The sequence below is a fragment of the Vogesella fluminis genome (assembly GCF_014652335.1).
In the GTDB taxonomy this organism is placed as follows: Bacteria; Pseudomonadota; Gammaproteobacteria; order Burkholderiales; family Chromobacteriaceae; genus Vogesella; species Vogesella fluminis.
Window position 1 is genome coordinate 20239 of the sequence record NZ_BMYP01000014.1, and the last position, 16598, is coordinate 36836.

Annotated in this window: 15 protein-coding genes; 9 read left to right on the forward strand and 6 right to left on the reverse strand. The window is 65.9% G+C overall.

Annotated elements, in window-relative coordinates:
- Positions 1–26: 26 nt before the first annotated feature.
- Positions 27–644 carry a c-type cytochrome gene (locus IE083_RS07230; RefSeq protein ID WP_189352941.1) on the reverse strand — a complete coding sequence of 206 codons (618 nt, stop codon included), beginning with the start codon at positions 642–644 and terminating at the stop codon, positions 27–29.
- Between the two features lie 100 nt (positions 645–744).
- Between IE083_RS07230 and yihA the strand changes: the two genes are divergently transcribed.
- Positions 745–1386 (forward strand): ribosome biogenesis GTP-binding protein YihA/YsxC, encoded by a 642-nt coding sequence (yihA, locus tag IE083_RS07235; RefSeq protein ID WP_189352942.1) that lies wholly within the window; start codon positions 745–747, stop codon positions 1384–1386.
- A 174-nt stretch (positions 1387–1560) separates the two neighbouring features.
- Here the strand turns inward: yihA and gabP are convergent, their stop codons facing one another.
- Positions 1561–2964, reverse strand: a complete 1404-nt coding sequence (gene gabP / locus IE083_RS07240) for a GABA permease (RefSeq protein ID WP_189352943.1) — start codon at positions 2962–2964, stop codon at positions 1561–1563.
- Positions 2965–3161: 197 nt separating this feature from the next.
- On the opposite strand from gabP, the gene pdxR reads away from it, so the two are divergent.
- Positions 3162–4688, forward strand: a complete 1527-nt coding sequence (pdxR, locus tag IE083_RS07245) for a MocR-like pyridoxine biosynthesis transcription factor PdxR (RefSeq protein ID WP_229799643.1) — start codon at positions 3162–3164, stop codon at positions 4686–4688.
- Positions 4689–4738: 50 nt separating this feature from the next.
- Here pdxR and IE083_RS07250 read toward each other — a convergent pair whose 3' ends face one another.
- From IE083_RS07250 to IE083_RS07260, 3 genes are read right to left on the reverse strand one after another with little or no spacing between them, the layout of a single operon-like run.
- Complete coding sequence (locus tag IE083_RS07250) at positions 4739–5590, reverse strand: septal ring lytic transglycosylase RlpA family protein (RefSeq protein ID WP_189352944.1); 852 nt, start codon at positions 5588–5590, stop codon at positions 4739–4741.
- A 40-nt stretch (positions 5591–5630) separates the two neighbouring features.
- Complete coding sequence (gene trmL / locus IE083_RS07255) at positions 5631–6095, reverse strand: tRNA (uridine(34)/cytosine(34)/5-carboxymethylaminomethyluridine(34)-2'-O)-methyltransferase TrmL (RefSeq protein WP_189353000.1); 465 nt, start codon at positions 6093–6095, stop codon at positions 5631–5633.
- Between the two features lie 38 nt (positions 6096–6133).
- Entirely contained in the window at positions 6134–6958 is an 825-nt protein-coding gene (locus tag IE083_RS07260; protein WP_229799644.1) for a ComF family protein, read from the reverse strand.
- On the opposite strand from IE083_RS07260, the gene bioB reads away from it, so the two are divergent.
- The 7 genes from bioB to IE083_RS07295 all read left to right on the forward strand — a co-directional run bounded on the left by bioB (position 6914) and on the right by IE083_RS07295 (position 15455).
- Positions 6914–7897 (forward strand): biotin synthase BioB, encoded by a 984-nt coding sequence (gene bioB, locus IE083_RS07265; protein ID WP_189352945.1) that lies wholly within the window; start codon positions 6914–6916, stop codon positions 7895–7897. The two genes, IE083_RS07260 and bioB, sit on opposite strands and share 45 nt — an antisense overlap.
- 113 nt (positions 7898–8010) lie before the next feature.
- Positions 8011–9162, forward strand: a complete 1152-nt coding sequence (bioF, locus tag IE083_RS07270) for an 8-amino-7-oxononanoate synthase (RefSeq protein WP_189352946.1) — start codon at positions 8011–8013, stop codon at positions 9160–9162.
- A gap of 240 nt (positions 9163–9402) precedes the next feature.
- Positions 9403–12132: a bifunctional diguanylate cyclase/phosphodiesterase gene (locus tag IE083_RS07275; RefSeq protein WP_229799645.1), complete on the forward strand. Its 2730-nt coding sequence runs from the start codon at positions 9403–9405 to the stop codon at positions 12130–12132.
- 67 nt (positions 12133–12199) lie between these two features.
- Positions 12200–12964 (forward strand): pimeloyl-ACP methyl ester esterase BioH, encoded by a 765-nt coding sequence (bioH, locus tag IE083_RS07280; protein ID WP_189352948.1) that lies wholly within the window; start codon positions 12200–12202, stop codon positions 12962–12964.
- A complete protein-coding gene (gene bioC, locus IE083_RS07285; protein ID WP_189352949.1) occupies positions 12961–13866 on the forward strand; it encodes a malonyl-ACP O-methyltransferase BioC in 906 nt (301 codons plus the stop codon). Before bioH ends, bioC begins: the two co-directional genes overlap by 4 nt.
- 11 nt (positions 13867–13877) lie before the next feature.
- Complete coding sequence (locus tag IE083_RS07290; RefSeq protein WP_189352950.1) at positions 13878–14768, forward strand: patatin-like phospholipase family protein; 891 nt, start codon at positions 13878–13880, stop codon at positions 14766–14768.
- A 39-nt stretch (positions 14769–14807) separates the two neighbouring features.
- Positions 14808–15455, forward strand: coding sequence for a glutathione S-transferase family protein (locus IE083_RS07295; RefSeq protein WP_189352951.1), 648 nt, complete (start codon positions 14808–14810; stop codon positions 15453–15455).
- A 61-nt stretch (positions 15456–15516) separates the two neighbouring features.
- Here the strand turns inward: IE083_RS07295 and dinB are convergent, their stop codons facing one another.
- Entirely contained in the window at positions 15517–16587 is a 1071-nt protein-coding gene (gene dinB, locus IE083_RS07300; protein WP_189352952.1) for a DNA polymerase IV, read from the reverse strand.
- Positions 16588–16598 lie beyond the last annotated feature (11 nt).

Here is a 16598-nt window from a genome sequence, read left to right on the forward strand (position 1 = left end):
AACGTGACAGCAGCAAAAAGTTGCGCTTAACGCAGGCCGGAAATGTACTCTGCTACCGCTTTCATGTCGGCATCGGACATGCGCATGGCGACATCCGCCATCACCGAATTCTTGCGCATGGTGCCGGCCTTGAAGTCGTTCAGCTGCTTGACGATGTAGGCCGCATGCTGGCTGCCCAGGGCCGGGTACTGGGCCGGGAAGCCCTTGCCGGCAGGGCCGTGGCAGGCCATACAGGCCGGAATGCGGGTTACCGGATTGCCGGCCTTGTACAGCTTCTGGCCGGCCGGCAGCAGGGTTTTGTCGCTGGCCTGGCGTGCCTTGAGTTTTTGCGTGCTGAAATACTCGGCCACGTTTTTCATGTCGGCATCGGACAGGGCGGCAGACATGCCCATCATGATCGGGTCGTTGCGTTGGCCGCTCTTGAAGGCCTTGAGCTGGCTTTCGAGGTATTGGGCGTGCTGGCCGGCCAGCGACGGATTGGCGGAGGCCACGCTGTTGCCGTCGGCACCGTGACAGGCGGCGCACACCTGCTCGGCAATCACTTTGCCTTTGGCGGCATCGCCACGGCTCACAGCTGGGGTGGCGGCCAGTGCGCTACCGGCAAGGGTAGCGGCAGCGATCGCCAACAGCATCTTACGTTTCATGGTCACTCCTCAAGAGAGATTGCGTAAATATCTGTAAAGTCTGTAAAGATGGCAATTTCAAACCTGCTATTCTATATCAACCGACTTTGCACTTACTACTATGACGATCTTTCAGAACGCCCGCTTTTTTACCACCGTGAATCACCTCAAGGATTTGCCGCCGACCCGTGCCGAGATCGCCTTTGTCGGGCGTTCCAATGCGGGCAAATCCAGTGCCATCAATGCCCTGTGCAACCGTACCCGGCTGGCCTTCGTGTCCAAGACACCGGGGCGGACGCAGCACATCAATTTCTTCGACCTGGGCCAGGAGCGCTATCTGGTCGACCTGCCCGGCTACGGCTATGCCGAGGTACCGGAGGCGGTGCGTGCACACTGGGTGGAACTGCTGGGACAGTACCTGCAGTCGCGCACCAGCCTGATCGGCCTGTTACTGATCATGGATTCGCGCCGGCCGCTACGCGATCTGGACTGGAAGATGATCGAGTTTTTCCGTGAAACCGGCCGGCCGGTACATATCCTGCTGTCCAAGGCCGACAAATTATCGCGCCAGGAGCAGCAAAAAGTCTTAGCCTCGGTCAAAAAAGAACTGCATGACTACCCGCAAATCAGCATTCAGCTGTTTTCCGGCTCAAAAAAGACGGGTATTGCCGAAGTAGAGCAGCAGGTACAGGGCTGGTTTGCTGCCGGAGCCGGAGCCGCCGCTGAAGAAAATGGTGGTGAGGCCGGAACTTTGCCCGGGTAGACCGTCAAACCAGGCAGGTGTTCACACCGTCCTGCTTCACCTCCCTGAGCAGGAGCCTGCAAAGGTATTGACCCCGGCCCGTGCCGGGGTTTTTTCTTGCCGGCGCCGTGTGCTGGCAGCATGAAAAAAGCCCGTCTGCAGCGGGCAGACGGGCAAGCGTGGACAAATGCAGGTTCAGCCGGCGTTGGCCGCAGCCAGTGTCGGGCTGCTGTGGCGCCAGCCGGTGCCCAGCAGGCGCGAGCGGACCCAGCCTACCAGCAGCAACAGCATGGTCAGTACGCCGGTACTGAGCACCTCGATCTGGTGGTCGGGGCGGAAGGCCATGATCACCAGCACCGCGGCGATGAACAGGATCACCGCCCAGGTCAGCCACGGGAACAGCCACATCTTGAAGGCCGGGCTCTCGCCGCGGGCAATCAGCTGCTTGCGCATGCGCAGCTGGGAGATGGCGATCGCCATGTAGACCAGCAGCGCAATGGCGCCGGAGGTGGCCAGCAGCACGTTGAATACCGCTTCCGGTACCAGATAGTTGGCGATCACCATCAGGAAGCCCACCACCATCGAGCCCAGCACCGCGTTTTGCGGCGTGCCGTTGCCGGCGGTCTTGTTGAACATCTGCATCGCATCGCGACGGGTGGCCAGCGAGTACAGCATGCGCGAGGCGGTATACAGCGCCGAGTTCAGGCAGCTGGCTACCGAAATCAGCACCACCACATCGACGATGGCCTTGGCGTTGGGGATGCCGATCAGCTCCAGCGTGCGCTGGTAGGAGCCGGACGAGGCCAGCAGCGGGTCGTTCCATGCCACCAGCGACGTCACAACGAAGATCGAGCCGAGGTAGAACAGGCTGATACGCCACACCACCGAGTTGGTGGCCTTGGTGATCTGCTGCTGCGGGTTGTCGGACTCGGCTGCCGCGATGGTGACGATTTCGGTACCGAGGAAGGTGAACATGGTGGTCAGCATTGCGCCCAGTACCGCACCGAAACCGTTGGGCATGAAGCCGCCGTGGGCAAACAGTCGCGACACGCCGCTGGTCTGGCTACCCGGAATCAGGCCCATGATGGCGGCGGCGGCAATGGCAAGGAAGGCGACGATGGCGACCACCTTGACCAGCGCGAACCAGAACTCGAATTCGCCGTAGTTCTTGACGCTGAACAAGTTGGTGATGGTCAGCAGCACGGTGATACCCAGGGCAAACGCCCATAGCGGCACGCCGGCAAACCAGGCGTGCAGGATGGTGGCGGCGGCGGTGGCCTCCAGCGGGATCACCAGCACCCAGAACCACCAGTACAGCCAGCCGATCAGGTAACCGGCCCAGTGGCCGATGGCGCGGTCGGCATAGGTGGAAAACGAGCCGGTATCGGGCGAGGCCACGGCCATCTCGCCGAGCATGCGCATGACCAGGATCACCAGCAGGCCGGCGATGGCGTAGGCGATCAGCACTGCCGGGCCGGCTTCGGCAATGGCGTGGCCGGAGCCGACAAACAGGCCGGCGCCGATTACGCCGGCGATGGACAACATGGTGACGTGACGTTCCTTGAGCCCGTGGCTCAGTCCTGGGGATGAAGCACTCATTGAATCAGATTCTCCGTTGGCGGCTGCCTGGTGACCGTGCGCGGACGCGCCGATACCGTTATTGGGTTGCTGGGGAGTGCAGGGCAGCCGTGATTGTTGTTGCAAGCAAAAGCCGGCGGCAGTGTAAGCGCTGATTGGTGATAAAATTAGACCCAATCCTGTTTTTTTAATAGAACCAATCTGCGCGGTTTCCTGTCATGGCGTCCCCGTCCTCCCCTTTCCAGATCGCGCGGCAGCAAATGCTGGCCGACCTGCTGCTACAGCACTTCCGCCGCGACAGCGCCGAATCCAACACCCTGCAGCTGTACCGCCTGCTGCGCGACGGCATCCTGCAGGAGGTGCTGCCGCCGGGGCTGCGGCTGCCCTCGTCGCGGCAGTTGGCGCAAGATCTGGGCGTTGCGCGCAACACCGTGATCCACGTCTACGAACGGCTGGTGGTGGAGGGCTATCTGGCAGCCGGGGTTGGCCGCGGCACCTTCGTACTGGATACCGGGCCGGAGCTCCTGCCCGGGCGCGAGCCGGCGGCGGCCAGGGGTAGCGCCGACAGCCTGGCCGAGATCTCGCGGCGCGGCACGCAGCTGGTGGCGCAGGCCGGCGCCGGCGACAAGCAGTGGGGCGCCTTCATGCCGGGGGTGCCGGAGGTGCGCACCTTTCCGTCGCGCACCTGGATGCGGCTGCACAACCGCCAGTGGCGCAAGCCGCAGCCGGACTTGCTGACCTACTCCGTCGGCCCCGGGCTGCCGGCGCTGCGCAGCGCGCTGGCCGACTACCTGCGCAGCTCGCGCGGCGTGATCTGCACGCCGGAACAGATCATCGTCACCAACGGCTCGCACGCGGCGTTGCAGCTGATCGCGCTGCTGCTGGGCGATGTCGGCGATAGCGCGTGGGTGGAGAATCCGGGTTACTGGGGTGTGCACAGCGTGTGGCGCAGCAGCGGGCTCGACACGCAGCCGGTGGCGGTGGACGGTGACGGCCTGCAGGTGGAGGAGGGCGCGCGGCTGGGGGCGCCGAAGCTGATCTACGTGTCGCCGTCACACCAGTACCCGCTGGGCGCGGTGATGAGCCTGGCGCGGCGGCGGCGCTTGCTGGCCTATGCCCGCCGCCACGACAGCTGGATCGTGGAGGACGACTACGACAGCGAATTCCGCTACGGCCGCTCGCCGCTGCCGTCGCTGCAGGGGCTGGACCGCCACGGCCGCGTCATCTACCTGGCTACTTTTTCCAAGGTGATTTACCCCGGTCTGCGGCTAGCCTACATGGTGGTGCCGGAAGCGCTGGTCGCCAGCTTCCAGACCGGGCTGTCGGAGCTGTTCCGCGGCGGGCAGTACCTGACGCAGGCGGTGCTGGCGGATTTCATCGCCGAGGGCCACTTCGTGTCGCACATCCGCCGCATGCGCCATCTCTATGCGCTACGGCGCGAGACGCTGCTGGCGGCGATCGCCGCGCATTTTGGCGCGCGGCTGCCTATCCATGACGGCGCCGCCGGCCTGCATCTGGTGCTGGGCCTACCCGATGGCTGCGACGATCACGCCATTGCCGAGGCCGCGTTGCAGCAGGGCATCCTCACCCGGCCGCTGAGCGCCTATTACCGCGGCGCGGCGCCGGCGCAGCAGGGCCTGCTGCTGGGCTATGCCCACGTGCACGAGCAGGATATCGCCGCCCATTTCGCCACCCTGGCCGCGGTGATCAAGGCGGCCGGCATCAGTCTGCCGTCGTCGCCATGAAAAACCGCCCGGCTACGCGGGGGTAGGCAGGCGGTGCTGGCACAGCGGGCTTAGCGGGTGATCACCGGCGCCACGCTGAGTGCGTTGGCGACGGCCAGCGCTTCGTGGTCGCCCTGGAACGGGCCCATGCGGATGCTGTAGATGCCCTCGTGATTGACGATAGCCAGCTTGTCGTCGTGCAGGCTGTCGTCGGCCAGCAGCTTTTTCAGCTCGGCCTCGGCACGGGCCAGCCGCGAGAAGTTGCCCAGCTGCAGGTACAGCGGATCGCTGGCGGCGGCCTGCATCGCCGGCGGCTTGGTGGCGATGCGCTCGCTGCCGGTGACCGGAAACACACGCTCGATCAGCACCTCGGCCGAGCCGCGGTTGATGTAGCCCAGGCGATGGGCGGCAGCGTAGCTGAGGTCCATCAGCCGGCTCTTGTGGAACGGGCCGCGGTCATTGATGCGCACGATCACCGATTCGCCATTGCTGACATTGGTGACGCGGGCATAGCTCGGGATCGGCAGCGTCGGATGCGCCGCGGTCATCGCGAACATGTCGTAGCGTTCGCCGGAGCTGGTCTTGCGCCCGTGGAACTGTTTGCCGTACCAGGAGGCGCGGCCGGTCTTGCGGTAAGGCTTGGCGCTCTTGTCCGGGCGGAAGCTCATGCCCAGCGCGGTGTAGGGCAGGTTGGCCGCAGCGATCAGCGGTTCTGCCTGGGGAACGGCGTCCGGAACCAGGTCCAGGTTAACCGGGATGTTGCTGCCCGGGCCGTCATTCTGAAAGTAGGCGCCTGTGTTGGCAGGCGATTTTTTGGTCGTGACCTTGGCTGTCTGGGTGGCAGTTGCCGGTCTGACGGTGGTACAGGCCACCAGTACAGCACTGATGAACGCAAGCCACAGCCATCGGTAAAAAGGTCGCATGAACCTCTCCTATGCTGTTGCGCCAACTCAGTGAACTGGCTCAGATCCCTCCGGCAAAACCGTGTTGACGCCAGGCCTCGAACACGAGGACGGCGACAGCGTTAGAGAGATTGAGACTGCGTGATTCGGCCCGCATCGGCAACCGCACCCGCTGGGCAGTCGGGAGACTGTCCAGGATTTCCTGGGGCAAGCCGCGTGATTCAGGTCCGAACAGCAAAACATCGCCGGGTTGGAAGGCGATGCGGTCGTGCCGCGTGGCGCCCTTGGTGGTGGCCGCGAAGATGCGGCGCGGGCCAAGGTGGGCCAGACAGGCTTCCCAGTTCTCGTGGACCACCATGCGGGCGTACTCGTGATAGTCGAGTCCGGCGCGTTTCAGTTTGGCGTCTTCGAGCGGAAAACCCAGCGGTTTGACCAAGTGCAGTTCACAGCCGGTGTTGGCACAGAGTCGAATAATATTGCCCGTATTGGGCGGTATTTCCGGCTGGTAGAGAACAACAGTAAACATCGTTGCGGGGTGAATAATCCGGTAAATCAACAGGTTGGTCAAATTTTGTGGTCGGAGGCCCTGGCAAGCACCCAGGCTTCGACCCGTTTTGCGCCCGCTTTTTGCAGCGCCTTGGCCAGCGCATCGAGGGTGGCGCCGGTGGTGGCGACGTCGTCGACGATGGCGATGGAAAGCCCGTCACAGCGGCGCTTTACGCAAAAAGCATCGCGTACATTGCGCAGCCGATGACGACGGTCGAGCGCGGCCTGTGGCGCAGTGTTGCGTTTGCGCACACACAAGTCGTGGGCGATGCGGCCGCCGATTGTAGCAGCGACTGCCTGCGCCAGGGCATCCGGCAGGTTAAAACCGCGTTCCGCCAGCCGTGCCGGCGCCAGCGGCACCGCGACCACCAGGTCGATTTCCGGCCGCTCGTGCGTGCTTTGCAGCTGCTGCCGTAACAGGTTGGCGAGCGCGCCCTGCAATGCCGGCTGGCGGCCGTATTTGCAGGCGCCGATCAGGCCGTCGAGCGGGTAGTCGTAGCCGTAGGCGGCGTGCAGGCGCACAAATGCCGGCGGCCTGCGCAGGCAATGGCCGCAGGGCACCAGGCTGCTGGCCGCCGCCGCGGCGCACACCGGGCAGCGCGTGGCGGCGGGGCTCGCCAGCGCGGCGGCACAGGCCGGACAGACGCCACCGGCACACGGACGTTGGCCGCACAGCTGGCAGTGCTGCTCAAAAACAAGGCAATTGTTAAGTAACGACGCAATCGCGTTTGACAGCATGGTCGGCCCTCGCGCAAGATTCGCCCAGTTTTGACTCTCAGACAGTGACGATAGCCCACCATGACCCAGGCCACCATCCAATTCCAGTGTTCCGCCACCCCGCATCCCGAATCCGCACTGTGGGGCCGGCAGGAAGTCGAGGCGCTGTACGACCTGCCGTTCATGGAACTGGTGTTCCGTGCCGCCGAGGTCCATCGCCAGCACTTCGACCCCAGCCGCGTGCAGCTGTCGACGCTGGTGTCGATCAAGACCGGCGGCTGTCCGGAGGACTGCGGCTACTGCCCGCAGTCGGTACACCATGAAACGGCGGTGGAAAACCAGCCGATGATGACGGTGGACGAGGTGGTGGACGCCGCGCGCCACGCCAAGGCCAACGGCGCCGGCCGTTTCTGCATGGGTGCCGCCTGGCGCGGCCCCAAGGATGCCGACCTGGAAAAGACGCTGGACATGGTGCAGCGGGTGAAGGCGCTGGGCCTGCAGACCTGTGCCACCTTCGGCTTGCTGAAAGACGGCCAGGCCGAGAAGCTGAAGGATGCCGGCCTCGACTACTACAACCACAATCTGGACACCGCGCCGGACAAGTACGCCGACATCATCCAGACCCGTGACTATGAAGACCGTCTCGCCACGCTGGGCAAGGTGCGCGGTGCCGGGCTGTCGGTGTGCTGTGGCGGCATCGTCGGCCTCAACGAGACCCGCGAGCAGCGCGCCGGCTTGATCCTGCAACTGGCCAACCTCGACCCGCAGCCGGAGTCGGTGCCGGTAAACAATCTGGTCAAGGTGACCGGCACGCCGCTGGACGGCGCCGAGTCGCTGGACTGGACCGAGTTCGTGCGCACCATCGCCGTGGCGCGGCTGACGTTGCCGAAGAGCTATATCCGCCTGTCGGCCGGACGCCGCGAGATGCCGGAAGCGATGCAGGCGCTGTGCTTCCTGGCCGGTGCCAACTCCATCTTCTACGGCGACAAGCTGCTGACCACCGGCAACCCGGACGTCGACGCCGACCGCGCGCTGATGGAGAAGCTGGGCCTGCAGCCGCTGTAAGAGCCTGTTCTCGATCGGCTGCGCCTAGGCGATACTGCCGTGGCATCATCGAAAAGCACCTTGCCGCCGGCGGGTGCTTTTTTCATCAATCAAGCTAAGGAAAGGTTGGCCGCATGCGTCCCGATCAACTCGCCGGCGCGCTGTCGCAACTGCAGGCCGGACACTGTCTGCGCCAGCGTGCGGTACTGGACAGCCCGCAGGGGCCGCGCGTCAGCATCGGCGGCCGCGACTATCTGGCCTTCGCCAGCAACGACTACCTGGGCCTCGCCAATCATCCGGCGCTGAAGGCGGCGATGTGCGAGGCGATCGGAAGGTGGGGCGTCGGCGGTGGTTCCTCGGCACTGGTGGCCGGCCACTTCGCCATCCAGGAGCAGGCGGAGCGGGCGCTGGCCGAGTTTGTCGGCTGCGAGGCGGCGCTGCTGTTCGGCTCCGGCTATGCGGCCAACCTTGGTGTGGTCGGCAGCCTGGTCGGTCGCGGCGATGCCATCTTCGCCGACAAGCTCAACCACGCCTCGCTCAACGACGCCTGCCAGCTGTCGCGCGCCGAATTCAAGCGCTTTCGCCACAATGATCTGGCGCATCTGGCGCAGCTGTTGCAAAACACGCCTGCGCAATCGCGGCTGATCGTGGTGGATGCGGTGTACAGCATGGAAGGTGACGAGGCACCGCTGGCGGAACTGCTGCAGCTGGCGGAGCGCTATGATGCATGGCTTTATATCGACGATGCACACGGTTTCGGCATCCTCGGCGACGGCTGCGGCGCGCTGGCCCTGCACGCGCTGCAGCATCCGCGCGTGGTGTACATGGCCACACTGGGCAAGGCGGCCGGGGTGGCCGGCGCCTTCGTCGCCGGTAGCCGCCAGCTGATCGACTGGCTGGTAAACGCGGCGCGTACCTATATTTTTACCACCGCCCATCCACCGGCACAGGCGGCTGCGGTGCTGGCCAGCCTGCAACTGATCAGGCAGGAATCGTGGCGCCGCCGCGTGCTGCAACAACATGTTTCGGCACTGCGCACCGCGCTGGCGGAAACTTCTTTCCGGCTCTGCCCTTCCCGTATGCCAATTCAAGCGATTATCATTGGCGGCAACGAGGCTGCCGTGCAGGTGGCAGGAGCATTACAGGATTTGGGGATTCTGGTTCCCGCCATCAGGCCTCCCACGGTGCCGGCAGGAAGCGCGCGTTTGCGTGTGTCGCTGTCGGCGGCGCATTCCGGACAGGATGTTTCACAACTGGCACAGGCGCTGGTCAGGCTGTTGCGCTGACCCGGCCGCTGTCGTTGCCCTGCCCGGTGTGCCCCATAACAATAAAATCGCGGTTGCGATGCGTGGCCGCGTAGTGGGCTCAACCAAAATCGTATGAATAGCACGGCTGATATTCTGTTTCCGCCCGAAGACGCCGCCGAAGCTGCCCTGGATTTCCTGTTTTGCTGGCAGCAACCCGTCGGGGCAAGCATTTGGGGAAAACCGGGAGAAGTGTGGCGTTGCCTGGCGCAGCGGGGGGATGTGTCCGCCCTGCCGACGCCCAAGGCGGATGCCCCGCTCCCGCTGCTGGATGCTGCGATCTGCTGCCAGGTACTGGGCAGTCATGAGCAGCCGCTCGGCTTTCTGTTCTGGCATGGCGGTACCGTCAACAGGCGTACCGCGCAGCTGGCGCTGCTGCTGACCGGACACCTGACCAGCGCCCGCCTGCGCAACGACCTGAGTGCGGCGCGCGTCACCCACAACATCCTGCTCGACATCAACCGTCTCGCCAGCGAGTCGCAGAACGTCGAACACTTCCTGTCCCGTCTGCACCGCGCCGTGAGCCGGCTGATGCCGGCCGACAACTTCTATATCGCACTGCTGGACGAGGACGGCGGCACGCTGCGCTTTCCCTATTTCGCCGACGTAATGGAGCCGCGGCCGCCGCGGCCGGACGAGGTGTTTCCCTGCGGCGGGCAGGCGCTGTCGCTGACCGCCTGGCTGTGCCGCCAGCACGCCTTCATGCTGCTGTCGGGCGTCGAGATCGACAAGCTGCGCCGGCAGTACGGCGTGGTGATGTCCGGGCTGATGCCGGCGTGGTGGATGGGGGTGCCGCTACTGGATGCCGCCGGCAAGGCGGTTGGCGCGGTGGTGGTGCAGAGCTATGACGTGCAGCAGCGCTTCGATGCTGCGGCACAGAATGCCTTCCTGTTCATTGCCCACCATATCGCCAGCGCGCTGGAGCGGCTGGCGCACCGCGCCGAGCTGGAGCACAAGGTGTGGCTGCGCACCGCCGAGCTGGAAGGCATCAATATCCGTCTGCATGCCGAGGTGGCCGAGCGCAAGCGTACCGAGCAGCTGCAGAGCGTGCTGTTCCGTATCGGCGACATCTCCAATACCAGCCTGTCGATGGAGGCCTTCTTCGTCGGTCTGCACCGGCTGCTGTCCGAATTCATCGACGCCAGCAACTGCATGGTGTGTCTGCACGACAGCGTGCGCAACGAGCTGAGCTTTCCCTATTGTTCCGACCTGTACCTGACCGACCCGCTGCCGCAGCGCCCCGGTCGCGGCCTGCTGGAACAGGTACTGCACAGCGGCCGGCCGCTGCTGCTGGCCGAAGCGGCCGGCCACACGTTGCTGGCCGGTGACGATCACGACATCGCGGCGCCGGTCAGCTGGCTGGGCGTGCCGCTGTACAGCGGCAACGAGCTGCGCGGCGTACTGGCGGTGCAGAGCTACGAGCCGGGCGTGCACTACTCCTACCGCGACCAGGAACTGCTGGAGTTCGTCGCCAACCACATCGGCAGCGCGCTGGCGCGGGTACAGGCACTGGACGACCTGCAGCGCGCCTATGCCGATCTGGAACAGCGCGTGCTGGAGCGCACCAACGAGCTGGATGCCGTCAACGCCCAGCTGCAGCACGACAGCCTGCACGACCCGCTGACCAAGCTGCCCAACCGCAGCTACTTCTCGCGCGTGCTGAAGCGCAACTGGGACCAGTTCCAGCTCGATCCGGCGCAGCGCTTCGCGGTGGTGTTCATTGACCTTGACCGCTTCAAGCTGGTCAACGACACCCTCGGCCACCTCGCCGGCGACCACCTGCTCACCGAGGCCGGGCAGCGCATCCGCAGCTGCCTCGGCTACGCCGACTTTCTCGCCCGCCTTGGCGGCGACGAGTTCGCAGTGCTGCTGTCCGGCATCGATTCGCTGGAAGAGTGCGAGCGGCTGGCGCGGAGCCTGGTTGGCGAGTTCGAGCGCCCGATCATGCTGTCCGGGCGCGAGCTGTTTACCACCGTCAGTGTCGGCCTGGTGCTGGCCGACAAGGAACACTACTCGCGCGCGGAAGACCTGCTGCGCGACGCCGACCACGCGATGTACCGTACCAAGCAGCGCGGCCGCCACGGCTATACCCTGTTCAACCACGAGTTGCGTCGTGACCAGGCCGACCAGCTGGCACTGGAAGCCGAGCTGCGCCACGCGCTGGAAAACCGCCACGAGCTGGTGCCCTACTACCAGGCGATCGTGGACAGCCACAGCGGCAGGCTGGCCGGTTTCGAGACCCTGGTGCGCTGGCACCACCCGCAACGCGGCCTGATCGCACCCGGCGTCTTCCTGCCGATGGCGGAGGAAAGCGGCCTGATCCTGAAGCTGGACCGCTACATGATCGAGCATGCCTGCGCACAGCTGGCGCAGTGGTATGGCAGCGGCCGTATCGACCATGCGGTATGCCTGCACATCAACCTGTCCTCGGCGCACTTCCACGATCCGGGGCTGGTCGGCTGGCTGCAGGAGCTGATGCAGCAGCACGCACTGCCGGTGGGCACCCTGCACCTGGAAATCACCGAAAGCGCGCTGATCGACGTGCCGGACGTGGCGATCGAGGTGATGCGGCAGCTGAAGGAGCGCGGCATCTGCCTGGCACTGGACGACTTCGGCACTGGCTACTCGGCGCTGTCCTACCTGCACCGCTACCACTTCGACGTGCTCAAGATCGACCAGGCCTTCGTGCGCGACATCCACTGCCACGAGGAATCCTCCGCCATCGTGCGCGCCATCCTGGCGCTGGCGGCGGCACTGGGGCTGGAGGTGGTGGCGGAAGGGGTGGAAACCATGCTGCAGGTGCAGACCTTGCGCCAGCTCGGCTGCCCGCGGCTGCAGGGCTACTACTTTGCGCGGCCGGCACCGGCGGCGGAGCTGGACTGGCCGCGGCTGGCCGGCATGCAGCAGGAGCTGGCCCATGCCGGCGACGGCTTGCTGCCGCAGCCGGCATGAGTGCAACGGGCTTTCTTTCCCGGTGCGCTATTGCGAAAATCGGGTTTTGCCCCATTTGCACTAGTCGATGACCCTGTTTATAGAATCCCGCGGCCGTGGCCCGGACCTGGTGCTGCTGCACGGCTGGGGGCTGCACGGCGGCGTGTTCGAGCGCGTTGCGGCCAACCTTGAAGCCGACTTCTGCCTGCACCTGGTCGATCTGCCCGGCCACGGCGCCAGCGCCGCGGCCGCACAGTTTGACGCGGCGGCGATTGCCGACGCGCTCGCCGGCCACTTTCCGTTGCCGGTGCATGTGCTCGGCTGGTCGCTGGGCGGCCTGATCGCGCAGCACTGGGCGGCGCAGCATCCGCAGCAGGTGCGCAGCCTGGCGCTGGTGGCCACCAGCCCGCGCTTCGTGCGCGACGACGCTTGGCCGCATGCGCAGGCGCGCGCAGCGATTGAGGGCGTCGGCGCCAATCTCGACACCGCGTTCGAGCTGACGCTGGAGCGCTTTCTCGCACTGCAGATGATGGGCGCGCCGGCGGCCCGCGACACGCTGAAGGCGCTCAAGGCGCAGCTGTTTGCCCACGGCCGGCCGCAGGGCCTGCTGCCGGCGCTGCACTGCCTGCTGCACGCCGATGCGCGCGCGCTGGCACCGGCCATCGCCTGTCCGGTCGGCCTGTTCTACGGCGCGCGCGACGCGATCACCCCGATCGGGGCCGGGCGCTGGCTGGCTGAGCAGCTGGCCGACGCCACTTTTTACGACTTTCCCCAGGCTTCGCACGCGCCGTTTCTGTCGCATGAAACGGACTTTGTCGAAGCCCTGCGACTACACCTGGAACAGCACGCATGAGCGAAGCGTTTTACACCGACAAAGACCGCGTTCGCGCCTCGTTCGAGCGGGCGGCCACCAGTTACGACTCCGCCGCGGTGCTGCAGCGCGAGGTGTCCGACCGCATGGCCGAGCGCCTCGACTACATCAAGCTGCAACCGGCGGTGATCCTCGACGCCGGCAGCGGCACCGGCTACGGCGCGGCGATGCTGCGCCAGCGTTATCCGCAGGCGCGGGTGCTGGAGCTGGACCTGGCGCATGGCATGCTGTGCGCATCGCGCGAGAAGCAGCGCGACGGCCAGGGCATGCTCGGCCGCCTGTTCCGCCGCCAGGCACCGTGGCAGCTGTGCGCCGATGTCGAGCGCCTGCCGCTGGCCGATAACAGCGTCGACATGATCTGGTCCAATCTGGCGATCCAGTGGGTCAACGTGCCGGACCGCGTGTTCGCCGAATTCCGGCGCGTGCTGAAGCCGGAGGGCATGGTGATGTTCTCGACGCTGGGGCCGGACACGCTGACCGAGCTGCGTGCCGCCTTCGGCGCGGTGGACGGCGCCACCCACGTCAACCAGTTCATCGACATGCACGATCTGGGCGATGCGCTGATGCACTGCGGCTTCTCCGAGCCGGTGATGGACATGGAAAAGATCGTGATGACCTACGACAGCGTGCGCGAGGTGATGCACGATCTGAAGGCGATCGGTGCCCACAATGCAACTGCCGGCCGCAATCGCGGTCTGATGGGCAAGCACACCTGGCAGCGGATCTGCGACGCCTACGAAACGCGGCGTCGCGACGGCCTGCTGCCGGCAAGCTATGAAGTGCTGTACGGCCACGCCTGGAAGGCGCAGCCGAAGAAAAAACCGACTATCCTGGCGGACGGCAGCCAGGTGATCGAGTTCACCCGTTCCCCACCCAAGCAGTGAGAGCCTTGCCCATGTGGTCTGTATCCAGAATTGCAGCCAGTGCTGCAATTTTTTTATTGGCGGCGTGTACCACGCCGACCCCGCCGGTTTCGGTGCCGAAACCGGCACCGAAACCAAAAATCGCGCTGGCGCTGGGCGGCGGCGCAGCCAAGGGCTTCGCCCACGTCGGCGTGATCCGCGTGCTGGAGCAGAACGGCATCGTGCCCGACATCATCACCGGCACCAGCGCCGGCAGCATCGTCGGCGCCATCTATGCCTCCGGCGTCGACGGCGAAGCGCTGCGCTACCGTGCGCTGCGCATCAACGAGAGCGACCTGCGCGACTTCACCTTTTCCACCTCCGGCTTCCTGAAGGGCGAGAAGCTGGCGGCGCTGGTCAACCAGCAGGTGGACGGCAAGAAGATCGAGCAGCTGTCGCGCCGCTTCGGCGCGGTGGTCACCGATCTGGACAGCGGCGCGCGGGTGGTGCTCAAGAGCGGCGACACCGGCACCGCGGTGCGCGCCTCGGCGGCGATACCCAACGTGTTCCAGCCGGTGACCATCAACGGCCGCCGCTATGTCGACGGCGGGCTGACCAGCCCGGTGCCGGTGATTGCCGCCCGCGAGATGGGTGCCGACATCGTGATCGCGGTCGACATCTCGGCCAAACCCAGCGGCAAGAGCGCGCTCGGCTTCCTCAGCCTGCTCGACCAGAGCCTCAACATCATGAGCCAGGCGGCGCTGGCGCAGGAGTTGAAGCAGGCCAACGTCACGCTGCGGCCGCGGGTATTGCACATCGGCTCCGCCGATTTTGACGAGCGCGGCGCGGCGATGCTGGAAGGCGAGAAGGTGGCGCGCGAAGGGCTGCCGGTGATCCGCCAGGCCATCGCGCGCTGGGCGACGGCGCGCAGCGCGGCCAAGTGATGCCATAATGCCGCCACCGGCAATCACTGGAGTTTCCGCATGATCACCCTGTACGGTTCCACGCTGTCGCCCTGGTACAACAAGGTCAAGGTGGCCTTGCTCGAAAAGGGCGTCAACTTCGAGGAACGGCTGCAGCGCCCGTCGCAGGACGAGGCGGTGCTGGCGGCCAGCCCGATGGGCAAGATTCCCTACGTCGACATCAACGGCTTCAGGCTGGCCGAATCCGGCGCCATCGTGGAGTGGCTGGAGGACGCCTACCCGACGCTGTCGTTGCTGCCGCCGTCGACCAACGGTCGCGCCCGCGCCCGCGAACTGGCGCTGCTGATCGAGCACTACCTGATCGCCCCCAGTGCGCCGCTGGTGCGCCATGTGCTGTTCGGTGCCCCGCTGACGGAGCAGGACAAGGCCGAGGTTGCGGCCAAGCTGGCACGCGGTGCCGCCGCACTGGCGCGGCGCATGGTGCCGGAGGGCAACTGGCTGTGCGGCGACGATTTCAGCGTCGCCGACATCGCGCTGGCGGTGGCGCTGCCGCATCTGGGCGATCTCGGCAGCACGCTGCTGGGCCACGACCCGCTGGCCAGCCTGCCCTTGCCGCCGCAGTACCACGAGCGGCTGGCGCAGCGCGCCAGCGTGGCGCGCATGTGGCACGACCGCGAGCAGGCACTGCGCAAGTTCCTGCCGCACTGAGCGACCGCGGCGGTGTCACCCGGCAGCCATCCAGCCTCGCGGCGGATGGCTGTTTTGCCGTCTACGGCAGCCCTTCTTCGAACAGCGGCAGCTGCTGCGCCGCCGGGCTGTCCTCGCGCAGGCGCACGCCGACGCCGAGCAGGCGCACCGGCTTGTTGCCGCGGGCGAAACCGGTGTGCAGCAGCTGGCGGAATACGTCTGCGGCCAACGTTTGGCCGGCCAGCTCGACCGTGGTCTGGCTGAAGTCGGCAAACTTGATCTTGACGTTGAGGCCGCGAAACGGCGGCGAGCCGATGCGCTGCAGGCGCTGCGCCAGTCGTGCCAGCAGTGGTTCCAGTTCGGCCTCGCAGCTGGCGAGATCGGGCAGGTCGCGGGGATAGGTCTCCTCCACGCTCACCGATTTGCGCTCGCGCGAGGGTTCCACCGCGCGGTGGTCGATGCCGCGCGACAGGTCGTACAGGGTTTTGCCGAACTTGCCGAAGCGCTGCAGCATCTCCAGCAGCGGCAGCCGCTGCAGGTCGCCGCAGCTGTGCAGGCCCTGTGCCTTCAGTTTGGCGGCGGTGACGGCGCCGACGCCCCAGATCTTTTCCACCGGCAGGGTCTCGACGAAGGCGGCGACGTCCTGCGGCCGGATAAGCCATTGCCCGTCCGGCTTGTTCCAGTCGCTGGCGATCTTGGCCAGGAACTTGTTGGGGGCGATGCCGGCGGAGGCGGTGATGCCGACCTCGTCGCGGATGGCGGCGCGGATTTCTGCCGCCATCAGGCTGGCGCTGCCGTGGCAGTGCGGCTGGCCGCTGACGTCGAGATAGGCCTCGTCCAGCGACAGCGGCTCGACCAGTTCGCTGTAGCGGTGGTAGATCGCCTGCACCGCGAGGCTGGCCTGTTTGTAGCGGGCAAAGTCCGGCGGCACGATCAACAGCGCCGGGCAGCGGCGCAGCGCCAGCGACGACGGCATCGCCGAGTGCACGCCGTAGCGGCGTGCCTCGTAGTTGCAGGTGGCGATCACGCCGCGCTGCCCCGGCTGGCCGCCGACGGCGAGCGGGATGTCGCGCCACGCCGGGTTGTCGCGCATCTCCACCGCGGCGAAGAAGCAGTCGCAATCGATGTGGATGATCTTGCGCTGGGTGCTCACCTTGCGGCCAA

Bases quoted from the DNA above. Each gene is read 5' to 3' on its own strand.
- yihA (WP_189352942.1), top strand. From the start codon at position 745: ATGACGATCTTTCAGAACGCCCGCTTTTTTACCACCGTGAATCACCTC.
- bioH (WP_189352948.1), top strand. From the start codon at position 12,200: ATGACCCTGTTTATAGAATCCCGCGGCCGTGGCCCGGACCTGGTGCTG.
- bioC (WP_189352949.1), top strand. From the start codon at position 12,961: ATGAGCGAAGCGTTTTACACCGACAAAGACCGCGTTCGCGCCTCGTTC.
- gabP (WP_189352943.1), bottom strand. From the start codon at position 2,964: ATGAGTGCTTCATCCCCAGGACTGAGCCACGGGCTCAAGGAACGTCAC.
- bioF (WP_189352946.1), top strand. From the start codon at position 8,011: ATGCGTCCCGATCAACTCGCCGGCGCGCTGTCGCAACTGCAGGCCGGA.
- IE083_RS07230 (WP_189352941.1), bottom strand. From the start codon at position 644: ATGAAACGTAAGATGCTGTTGGCGATCGCTGCCGCTACCCTTGCCGGT.
- IE083_RS07250 (WP_189352944.1), bottom strand. From the start codon at position 5,590: ATGCGACCTTTTTACCGATGGCTGTGGCTTGCGTTCATCAGTGCTGTA.
- bioB (WP_189352945.1), top strand. From the start codon at position 6,914: ATGACCCAGGCCACCATCCAATTCCAGTGTTCCGCCACCCCGCATCCC.
- IE083_RS07290 (WP_189352950.1), top strand. From the start codon at position 13,878: ATGTGGTCTGTATCCAGAATTGCAGCCAGTGCTGCAATTTTTTTATTG.
- pdxR (WP_229799643.1), top strand. From the start codon at position 3,162: ATGGCGTCCCCGTCCTCCCCTTTCCAGATCGCGCGGCAGCAAATGCTG.
- trmL (WP_189353000.1), bottom strand. From the start codon at position 6,095: ATGTTTACTGTTGTTCTCTACCAGCCGGAAATACCGCCCAATACGGGC.
- IE083_RS07295 (WP_189352951.1), top strand. From the start codon at position 14,808: ATGATCACCCTGTACGGTTCCACGCTGTCGCCCTGGTACAACAAGGTC.
- IE083_RS07260 (WP_229799644.1), bottom strand. From the start codon at position 6,958: ATGCGGGGTGGCGGAACACTGGAATTGGATGGTGGCCTGGGTCATGGT.